We start from the raw sequence: 221 nt of genomic DNA on the forward strand, positions 1-221 counted from the left end.
TCGCGTTATTTCTCGTCGGTTCAAGCCGTGTGTGTAGCAGATCATTTGATTCGGGATCGACAGCAGCGTACAGCCAATATTGCTCAGTATCGAGTTGAATCACAGTCTCATCAACCGCGACGTGATTCGGGCTCCGATCCGATTCCGGCTGTAGGTCGGCTTTGTGAACCCAGTTATGAACGGTCGATCGAACTCGATCAACACCGAATACCTCAAGAAAC

General features: G+C 50.2%; 1 pseudogene. It reads right to left on the bottom strand.

Annotation, left to right across the window (positions count from 1 at the left end):
• Positions 1-221 (bottom strand): annotated as a pseudogene (locus tag C472_RS16090) (DDE-type integrase/transposase/recombinase); the annotation flags it as partial.

This window comes from Halorubrum tebenquichense DSM 14210, from assembly GCF_000337415.1.
Taxonomy (GTDB): Archaea; Halobacteriota; Halobacteria; order Halobacteriales; family Haloferacaceae; genus Halorubrum; species Halorubrum tebenquichense.